Annotated in this window: 7 protein-coding genes; all 7 read right to left on the bottom strand. The window is 54.6% G+C overall.

What is annotated here, in order from left to right:
* Window positions 1-243: 243 nt before the first annotated feature.
* Window positions 244-705: a type IV pilin protein gene (locus G3446_RS28865; protein ID WP_164456324.1), complete on the bottom strand. Its 462-nt coding sequence runs from the start codon at window positions 703-705 to the stop codon at window positions 244-246.
* A 56-nt stretch (window positions 706-761) separates the two neighbouring features.
* Window positions 762-4,562: a pilus assembly protein gene (locus G3446_RS24650; protein ID WP_164456322.1), complete on the bottom strand. Its 3,801-nt coding sequence runs from the start codon at window positions 4,560-4,562 to the stop codon at window positions 762-764.
* Window positions 4,559-4,990 (bottom strand): hypothetical protein, encoded by a 432-nt coding sequence (locus tag G3446_RS24645; RefSeq protein ID WP_164456320.1) that lies wholly within the window; start codon window positions 4,988-4,990, stop codon window positions 4,559-4,561. The genes G3446_RS24650 and G3446_RS24645 overlap by 4 nt, the downstream gene beginning before the upstream one ends.
* Before the next feature lie 549 nt (window positions 4,991-5,539).
* Window positions 5,540-6,133 carry a PilX N-terminal domain-containing pilus assembly protein gene (locus G3446_RS24640; RefSeq protein WP_164456318.1) on the bottom strand — a complete coding sequence of 198 codons (594 nt, stop codon included), beginning with the start codon at window positions 6,131-6,133 and terminating at the stop codon, window positions 5,540-5,542.
* Between the two features lie 19 nt (window positions 6,134-6,152).
* Window positions 6,153-7,220 (bottom strand): PilW family protein, encoded by a 1,068-nt coding sequence (locus tag G3446_RS24635; protein ID WP_164456316.1) that lies wholly within the window; start codon window positions 7,218-7,220, stop codon window positions 6,153-6,155.
* Window positions 7,221-7,223: 3 nt separating this feature from the next.
* Window positions 7,224-7,802 (bottom strand): type IV pilus modification protein PilV, encoded by a 579-nt coding sequence (pilV, locus tag G3446_RS29320; protein WP_164456314.1) that lies wholly within the window; start codon window positions 7,800-7,802, stop codon window positions 7,224-7,226.
* 63 nt (window positions 7,803-7,865) lie between these two features.
* Window positions 7,866-8,426, bottom strand: a complete 561-nt coding sequence (locus G3446_RS29315) for a GspH/FimT family pseudopilin (RefSeq protein WP_425338432.1) — start codon at window positions 8,424-8,426, stop codon at window positions 7,866-7,868.
* Window positions 8,427-9,245 lie beyond the last annotated feature (819 nt).

Raw genomic sequence — 9,245 nt, 5'->3', positions numbered from 1 at the left:
CGACCAACACGCCGCTCAGCGCTGACTTCCATCAGCTAGCCCGATCGTGTAACCATCAAATTCGCTGACCGCACTCACGCGCAGCGGCTTCGTCCAACACCCACTCCGGCATCCCGTATCGTTTCCGTAAGGCATAGCTGACGGAGCGGCCAAACGCAGCGCATTCCTCCGTTAGTGGCGCGATCCTAACCGAATCTCGCCACTATTGAATTACCAGGCAATACCGCGTAATCGGACCCAAACCTACCAACACCGGTCAACACAGTCGTCAACCGCCGAACTACAGGAGCCAGTAACATCTCTCACCCCGGTCGAACTCAGGATGAAAGTTTGACACTGACTGTCTCCTGCCTGAGAGGTTCCTGCAACAGGAGCCGCCCGAATCTCATATGTGTCACTTGTTAAGGTAAGCATACTCACCGTATAAAAGCCTTCTGGAGAATCTTCCGAGCCCATCAAATCCTCAACAGTCGCTCCGGAAAAACTGCCGTTGTTATCATAAGCGTACTTCTCGAGTTGAGTCGCTAAGCGTGCGAGCGATCCGGTCGCGTCGGTCCGACGTGATTTCCTTATCTGCTCTTGGTAGGACGGATATGCGATTGCCGCCAAAATCGCTACGATCGCAATCACGATCAAAAGCTCGATCAAGGTGAAACCGGTCTTGACGCCAGTTCCACGACCTGCAATCCCCATCAGGTTGGCCATGTTACTGTTTCCTACAGAGCAATTCACACGCACAGCATCTAACGGCGCGACTAGCCTTAGAAATCCGAGTGCTCGCGCCAACCAATTTCGCCTGAGCTAAGCGTCTTGAGCGGACTCTTTTGCTCGATTTCCACCGTTGTGCCAGTTGACGTTTGAACGACGGCCGTCATGTCACCTTCTTCATCGTCATAACCACGCCCCGTGTGCAAACTTGGCGTTATCGTCAGGCCCACACCCAAATCGATAACGGTCTCCACGCTGTGGTTTCCATCTCCATCCGTTGTGCTCGTAAGACCGATAATGGGCTCCGGATATCCGGTCCCGGTGCCAAAGAACAGCGCATGTAGATTTGACTTGCCCTCCGCCTCACACATCTCCGACGACGGCATGTAGCCCGTGAAGGTAAGCGCACCACCGAGCAGCGTTGCTTGCCCGATATTGCGCTCGGCGCGGAACGTACTGGTCGAAGCCGAAAGTGTCTTTCGCCAGCCGTCTTTGTAATCTGCCGCAAAAGAATACTGCCGGAGATAACACTCGAGCTCCTCGAAGTGATCTATCGACCCTGTACCGCAAGGGGAGCCCGATGTCATAGAGCCCGTCACGCCGCTGACCACCCTCGTGCGCTCGTACACCGATGCGCCTGTGACATCGACAAGTGTCGATGCCGTGCCCCAAGTGAAGGCTCCCGAGGTATCGCGTGGCTCCTTGATACCATAGAAATAGAAGGGTGTTGTCGTATCGCTCGTATCCCCATCCGCGAGAAAACGGCCCGTCCCAACAAACACCCACCGATTATCAAGCGCATCTAGCGCAATAGATGGCGTCGCCGTAATCGGTTGATTCGTGTTATACAGCGTGGAAACAGACCATGAGTCTGGAGATGCGTAAGTCCATGGATTCGTAGACTCGTTACTTACAATTCGAATTCGCTGAAGCTTACCCGACCAATTACCCGTTGATCCGGAAACAGTACCAAAGTAGACGGCATCCGCACCGTAGTCGAGATTGTAGTCAACAGCGATCAGATCTGAAACGAATGCGTTCGCATCTAGGAGGTTCATAATGCCATTCGTTCCAAAGCTCGGCTCAAGGGACATGGTCTTCAGATTGAGCAAGAACAGTTTTGCGTTCTGGCTACTTGAGCCCGCATTCAAGGCCACAGGATCAGTTGGATAGGGCCCTGACCCCAGCATCAGATACCAGTTATCGTTCTTCGTCTTGATAGGAGCTGGCATCGCAAGGGTATAACCCAACTCCGGGTGACTAAATTCCGCCAATAGAGCAGGCGGCTGCTCTGGATCGGTCACATCGAAGATCGCGTAGGCCGATCTCATCGTGCGCTCGTCCGATCCGGGATCAGTTGGATCGACATCAACGTCGATCTCTCCTCCGCCAAAGCGCATACCGACCACCAGGATCGTGCCCCAGCCGTTCGTATGCGTGACGCCGGATTGCCCCGTTAGACCTCCAGTCCCGAAAACCTGTGCATCAAAGAGACGAGGCGTCAAGTCGACGTAGTAGACATGGTCGTCAGCCGAAACGCCATAATCCGAGCGAGTCAAGTACTTAAGATGCGGCAGCAAATTGTAGGGCACATAGCTCCAGAGCTCAGCACCGAGATCATATTGCGTCGCTCCTGACGCACCTTTCAGTAGCGTGTTGCTCGAGGCATCATAGTATCCTGAATTGAACGCATGAAGCATACCGTCATTCCCGCCGACATAGGCGACCTGACGTCGGTCCCGATATGCATTCAAAAAGGCCCCATAGCTAGCGTCCTTATATAGTAAATCGAACTCCTCAGCCGGCCGACCCATGACGGTAGGCGATGAGTACACAATGTCACCGAGTCGCCAGGTCTTGAGTGAGGGCGTTCCATCGCCTGGAACATCAATTTGCCGACTTCGAAACGCCTGGTCATTCCCACGCACGAAGTTCACGATCGTCTCCGCCTCAGCCGCATCGGCGGCAAGCAAGAGCCCGGCGTTCGAATCCGTGAAAGTACTTGCCACGAAGTCCGTGAGCCCGCTCGCAGTATCGATCATCGTTAGAATGTGCCTACCCGCTCCCGTGCCGCTGTAACTGCGTTGGGCCGGAATATCCGCTTCCGGGATATCCGCAAGCCAACGCCCACCATCCCAGACGTACGAAATGTCACTAAGCGTGTCTGGAAAAACCGTCCCCGAGCACGCGTTCTTTTGTGCTTGCGTCGGTCTTGGATCGCCCGCGCTACCCGCTGACCGTCGTACCCGCACTATACCCAGGCCCGCGTCGAAACACATGTCCACGTAGTGGTCTACGCCTGCATCCTCTAATTCGTGCGCGGTACCGTTGTCTTCTCTCAGGTTTCCAGCGTCGTCAACGAAAAGCGCGTTCAGCTGACCCGTCCACCGCACCTCGTTGACGCCATCCGTCATCTTGGGCTGGAAAGTGGCCCGCACCGCGACGCCTTCACCGTTCGCGGAGCTCAGGTTGAGCGTCGATGCAGTTCCTGAAGATGATCGATTTAGGATCTCCAAGAACAGAGAGTTCAGCTTGCTCAGCAGATCCGCCTCGCTACCCGCATAGTAGGCACTTCCATCTACATCAGTCCCACCAGCAGCGGCTATCGGATCCAGAGCACCGTTCATACCGTCTGGCAAAGCGAAGCCGAGCACGAACGTCTGCACGTCACAGCTCGTTTCCGCTCCGCTAACACTAGGTGTCACAGAGATATTTCTAAGCGAGGCTGCCGCGGCCACAGTGTCATCGATGAAATCGCCGTCAGCATCGAGATCCTCCGTTGGCAGCCCGTCTGTCACGAGCACGACGAAGCTACGATGACAGGAATACTGAATCGGTGTTGCTGCCGGACCTCCATTCTCGCTTGGCAGATCTCCCTCGAAATATTGTTTAGCTGATGCGAGCGTGCTCGCGAGCGGTGTAAAACCAGCGTTTCTGAGTGGTGTCTCCGTATTGCAAGCCCCACTCCAAGTGCCGAGCTTCGCGTTTAAACTTTCGATATGCCCGGTTGTCGAGTCAGCGATCGCGGTATGCAGTTTCCCGCCCCCCGGGGTAGACTTGCTTAGGCATGCTGTTCCAGCGTGATTCCATGCAAGCTGAGCCCCAATTTGCCAGAACCCAGCAGCGACGTCACTATCCGTCAAATTAAAACCACTCGTGAAGCAGCTCCCGCCATACTCGGCAATGGCAGCAGGGTCCGATCCATTGTTGGAACCGTCAGGACTGATATCTCTTATACCAGTCTTGCTAGTGCAGCACGTATAGTTGTTGTCTTGCGATATATTCACATTAATGTCCGCGACCGGCGGCGTCGGATCAGGGCGCGGCTGAAATTTAGTCGAATAGCAAAACCGCGTACCGTGATCCGATCCTGCATAGTAGGGGAGCGCTTGATCGTAGTAAACCGTTTTCCCCGGAAGCACCTCGTATGAGCGCGTATTCGTGCTTTGATCCTGCGGGGTAAAGTAGCTGGGCTCCCCTGCATCGTAGCTTCCCGGATCGTGGGAAATATAGTAAAAAGCGTTATGAATGTGCTGACTCTGAACGTCTGTTTGTCTATACCCCATTAGGCCAAAGCGCATCTGGGCGCTGTAGGCTGAAATCATTGACTTGATTGCATTTCTCGCAATTTCGGAGCGACTCGTCGGATCATCACTTCCAACCGCCTCACCCTGAATGTTTTCGTCCATGCTGTTTGAAGTATCGAGAACCAGGAGTACATTCGGGGGCGGAGCATTTGTGACCAAGAATGTCGGTATCGCCTTATAATTGCTCGTCGGCGCAGCAGCCGACACCTGGACCATCACCAGCGCAATCGCAACAAAAGCAGTTAGGAGAAATTGTTTTCCGTTCATTGAATTTTCTCCTCGGACTCAATGACGACCCAATCCACCTTACCTCGGACTCGCTTGAACTGAACGCGATTTCCAACGTAGTCGGACAGCCGAGTGGCCGGAACAATTTTGGCCCCGTGACGCAAATAGATGCGGCAACTCGTGGACAGGTGATAGGCTCCTTCTGAGGTTTCCATACTGTTTGCGTCCGCTCGCTCGAGCCATGCTTCACTGATAATGAACTTCTCTTCCTGTGTTTCTCCTGCCTTCATGTTCGGACTGGCGGACTCGATCGCGTAAGCCGAGGCGCCCCAAATCATGATCATTATCGAAAAGCCCCGGAAAGCGCTCTTGACATCGGCACTCGCAACTGCGCGCACAACGATGGATATCGCTCTGCTTACATAAAGAGACTTGCTATTATCGGCTCGAATACTTAGCGTTCCCATCTGTTTCTCCAGAGCTACCGTGTAGTCACCCGACGGCTACATTCCAAGCGTTAGCGATTTCGTATACTACTTCAACCGCCTATCGAAGGCTGCTTTTATCGCGCGTCCTATACACCTACAGCTATCGCCACTACTGAACTTTGTGGGCACTACGAACAGCGCGTGAGCCGAACACCCGAAAATCCACTCAGATCGAACATCCTAGTCTGCGTATCCAGATCAGCTCTACAGACTAGCGAGGCTTCGCCTCAGACCGACGAGCCTTGAGCACCCGCCTGCTAGACTCACCTCAAAGTGAAACACATCAGCAACGCTCTCTCGCAGAGATCACGCGACTCACTTGATGCGGCCATGAACGACCGTCAGGTCGTTGAACTGATCCGGTCACACTGACGGACAGCGCCTTTTCAGGCACCTACCGCGAGCCGTGGTCTCTAAGCGAGCCTTGCTTTCTTGGCCCTCCATTGCCGGGGGTACGGATTTTTTGGTCTCGGCGAAGCCGATCCAAAAACTTGACTCATCTGTAAAGATTTTTCGCCCTCAAGGAATCTAGTAGCCTACTGGTACACGCACGTCAGCGGATGTTACAAAGCGCGAATTTGCATCGCCGGCGCCATCGGCGAGAACATCGAAAAACATTCGGGAGCCACCTCCGGCCGCCCCTTTACCGAGTCCCATATACCCGGCGGACATCGCAGAACCTGAGCCAGGCGAGAGCTTTGTCGTCATATGGTAAACGGCCACTTTAGTGGTATGGCCGCTAATCGGATCGGTGAATGTGGCATCCTGAGTGAGACTGCCAACAGGGTCTGATTGGTCGAATGCTTCGCCGCTCTCATTGGCAATCAGTGCATCGGCGCTTCCGCTTGAATCCTTATCCAGAATCGTAAGCCCGGGAGGCAGCTGCACCCCCGACCAACTTCGCTCAAAGACATGGTCGTGCAAGACCGTCGACACGGCCAGGCGACCGGACTCTGACACTTGGCGCGCTTGCGCCAGAAATGCGGTATTTCCGCTCATACGATATTCGAGAGTCGTTGAGCGCATCGTCGACAATGCCACAAGAGTAAGAATCACGAGAAGCACAAGCCCCGTGATCAAAGCAATGCCTTTCGATTTTTCCGAACGATGGCTTGGGCTCATACTCGTTCTCCTACGCCATCTATCTGACCCGATTCCTGATTTGCACGGTCTGCTCATAGGTCTTTCGGAGGTAGTTCTTCTCAGAAGTCGGTACTGTGAAGCCATCTGTCCCGGCCCCCTTGTCCCCGGCCAATGTGAAGTCCTGGGTCCCGGTGAATGTTGCGTCTCTCTGCAAGGACCGCGATATCAGCGCGATACGAGCTGAGATCACCTCCCCCCATGCCTCGACCGGGCTTGCGCTAGCGTTTATCGTTGCAGCTGTATCGACCCTGTCGACACTGTTGTCTCCGTCCGTATCTCGCCCGAACTCGATCTGCAGCTGCTCGATCCCATCGTACATCGCTTGCTGCCTAAGCTCCGTTCCCTCAAGCGCTAGCCGCGCGAGCGTGGGAACTGGCGACCCATCGTCGTCGCCGGAATCGCAACTGCTCGCGCTAGATCCACCGGTCGCGTCGCTACAGGGGCGAATGAACCAGACTTCGCTACGAAATGAGTAGTTCTGAGTTCCGTCTTCAATGGGTAGGTCAAATGTAGGCAGACTCCCCAAGCTTGGCACGTTCCCAAGGACTCCTCTTAAACCAATCGCGCTGCGGAGCATGATGCTTGGTTGTGCGACTAAGGTCACCGGCTGCGCATACCGTACGACCAATATGTCCGTACCGCTCAAATAGTCAGCGTCACCGATGCAGCCGCTTGGAAGCCCTTGTCCGCTTTCGATCGCGGCTATTGTTGATTCGCTGTCGTAGCCACGCAGCTCGGTCTTGACGTCTGTGATCCAAGAGGCGTTGCAGTTCCCGATCCCTGCAATCGAGAGACTCGAGTCGATTGAGATATTGCCCGGCTCCACGCCGCCCCAATGGCCTGCCATACGAAGGCTCTGGGCGAGTTGACCAACCGCAATACGCCCCGTTTCCTGAAGAAAGTTCGATGCCTCTTGAACACGGTAGGCGTGCTTATTGGAAACAAAGAGGGCCAGAACCCCCCCGAGGACGAACAGGCCGACGGTCATGCCGACGAGAAGCTCAATAAGCGAAAGGCCGCGCTCCATCAAGGGCGGCATTCGATTATTCGGAAAAGAAGTGGCCATTGATCAGTCCTTGGGCTTACTCGGCTGAAAGGAGATGCTGAAGTCTCGCGAGCTTGTCGTAGAGTCTTCCAGATCCACCCAGGACACTGTAATTGAGCGATTTGCGCTTTCACCGCATGCTCCGGTGCAGAAGACACCAGCCAGAGTGTCAGGCGGAGTTGCCTGACAGACCGCGACGAGCCACGCAGACATGTCTGCCGCCATGATCGCCGAAGGCGTGGTGCACTCGCTTCCATAGCAGTTTCTGGTGACGGCTGAAATATCACTGGGGCAGGTGCTGGAAATGCTTTCGCAAGCACTGTAGTAGGCACTGCTTTCGCAAGAGCCCTTGCAGACACACTGATTGTCATAGGCTCCCGCGCGCGTTCCGTCGAGGTTAGCCCGCATCCGGTCTGCCATGTCCTCGGCGAGGATCACTCCTACACTGAGGTTCTGAGCACTCTGCGTAAATCTCATACCACTGACTTGCATCGCGGCGATACCGAGAATTCCCGCCGAGAATACGAGGAGGGCAACTAGAGATTCGAGAAGCGTGAACGCGTGTTGACGCTTTATCGCACAGATGGCAATAGGCTCTCTCATTACTATCGACCTCACTCCTTCAGAAGCGTCCAACCGCATCCACTTTTTCAGTTATGAAACGCGCTAACTACTGCAGCCACTCTTCCCGACGCTAATGCGACCAGTACGGCTAATCGATATATTGCGTTGCTCGGGCGGGATACATACAGTGAATTCGCCGTCGGAAGCACTGCTACCACTGCCAACACCGGTTGATAAGTAGCTGACATAAGTAGAGAAATTCGTTCCACCGGAAACAACCGCGTTACCCGAGTCCGGCCGACCAACCTTCAGCACGGAATCGCCTCCGTCGATCGAGCCCTGTACGCCACCGTCCAGAAAAACGATCCAACCATCCTCCCAGCTAGCACTGTTGTCACAAGTTGGCGTAGCACTTCCGACCGTCGCTGACTTACATAACGTGACCCGAGTCTTGCGCATCACTGCCTCAGAGCGAGCAAACTGGAGCGAGGCCACAAATTCATTCGTCAAGCTAGCGACGCGATTCGTTATCATCGCTTGGCGAAAGCTTGGCGCCGCTACCCCTAGGAGAATGCTGGCGATAGCAATGGTGACTATGAGCTCGACTAGCGTAAATCCACACCTGCGACTTCGCTTTGTCAGAGACGAGCGATGTTGTCGCATCGGGCCGCCGTTCCACAAAAATTTACCCAAACGGTCTTACCTCATAGTGCGTTGGCCTACGTTCGGCATGATGGCTAACGATAGCTCAAGCCGAGGTTCGGAATTGTGGCCCGCCTCACAGTTCTATAGCGGAGCCGCGAGGGCGATTGGAGGCTCGCGCTTGGCTGCGAATCTCGAGACAGGATTCCACTACCGACCATTTCCCGCCTTAAGTACGACCCGATCGTCGGAGATCGACTCCGTTCCGGGCTCGAAAGGGGGCGAACTGCGAAGAAATCGGTTAGACTCCCGCGTTCACAGAATGCAGATTCAGCCATCGTCTTCGACCCATTTGGTCCTCCCGCCTACCTGTTCGTACCGCGCAGGGATTGAGACCTGAAGCGACCTTAGGCTTCCCGTAGGGCATGGGGTGATGCGAAGCGGTCTCAGTGGAGTACCCAGAATGATGTTCTTTGCTTTCTGGCCAGCTCAGCACGTCTGTTGCGATTATAGGCGCCGAGCGCAACCTGCGACGAAAGGATCCCCCGTCTTGGAAAAGACGCTGACACAAACCCCTCTATACCTCGTATAGGCACAGATTGCGCCCTCTTAACCTAGCTCTGAGTAAGCCTCGTTAACCTGCTGTATTTATTTTATGCTTATCGCTACCGTAAAGCCGCCGTGTACCTTGATGTGCCGATGATCAGTATCGAGTTTACTGAGCAAGACTTGAAAAGAATTAAGCGCTTGCGCTACGAGCATGGGCTCTCCCGGATTTCGGGGGGTCTAGCGATTCATTTTAAAACAAGCATTTAGTGGCGATTTGGGCGTACACGCAGA

Source organism: Thiorhodococcus minor (assembly GCF_010820565.1).
GTDB classification, from domain to species: domain Bacteria; phylum Pseudomonadota; class Gammaproteobacteria; order Chromatiales; family Chromatiaceae; genus Thiorhodococcus; species Thiorhodococcus minor.
The sequence above is the reverse complement of the archived record's forward strand: the minus strand, read 5'-3'. Positions and strand labels throughout refer to the sequence as shown.

Bases quoted from the DNA above. Each gene is read 5' to 3' on its own strand.
- G3446_RS24645 (WP_164456320.1), bottom strand. From the start codon at position 4,990: ATGGGAACGCTAAGTATTCGAGCCGATAATAGCAAGTCTCTTTATGTA.
- G3446_RS29315 (WP_425338432.1), bottom strand. From the start codon at position 8,426: ATGCGACAACATCGCTCGTCTCTGACAAAGCGAAGTCGCAGGTGTGGA.
- G3446_RS28865 (WP_164456324.1), bottom strand. From the start codon at position 705: ATGGCCAACCTGATGGGGATTGCAGGTCGTGGAACTGGCGTCAAGACC.
- G3446_RS24635 (WP_164456316.1), bottom strand. From the start codon at position 7,220: ATGGCCACTTCTTTTCCGAATAATCGAATGCCGCCCTTGATGGAGCGC.
- G3446_RS24640 (WP_164456318.1), bottom strand. From the start codon at position 6,133: ATGAGCCCAAGCCATCGTTCGGAAAAATCGAAAGGCATTGCTTTGATC.
- G3446_RS24650 (WP_164456322.1), bottom strand. From the start codon at position 4,562: ATGAACGGAAAACAATTTCTCCTAACTGCTTTTGTTGCGATTGCGCTG.
- pilV (WP_164456314.1), bottom strand. From the start codon at position 7,802: ATGAGAGAGCCTATTGCCATCTGTGCGATAAAGCGTCAACACGCGTTC.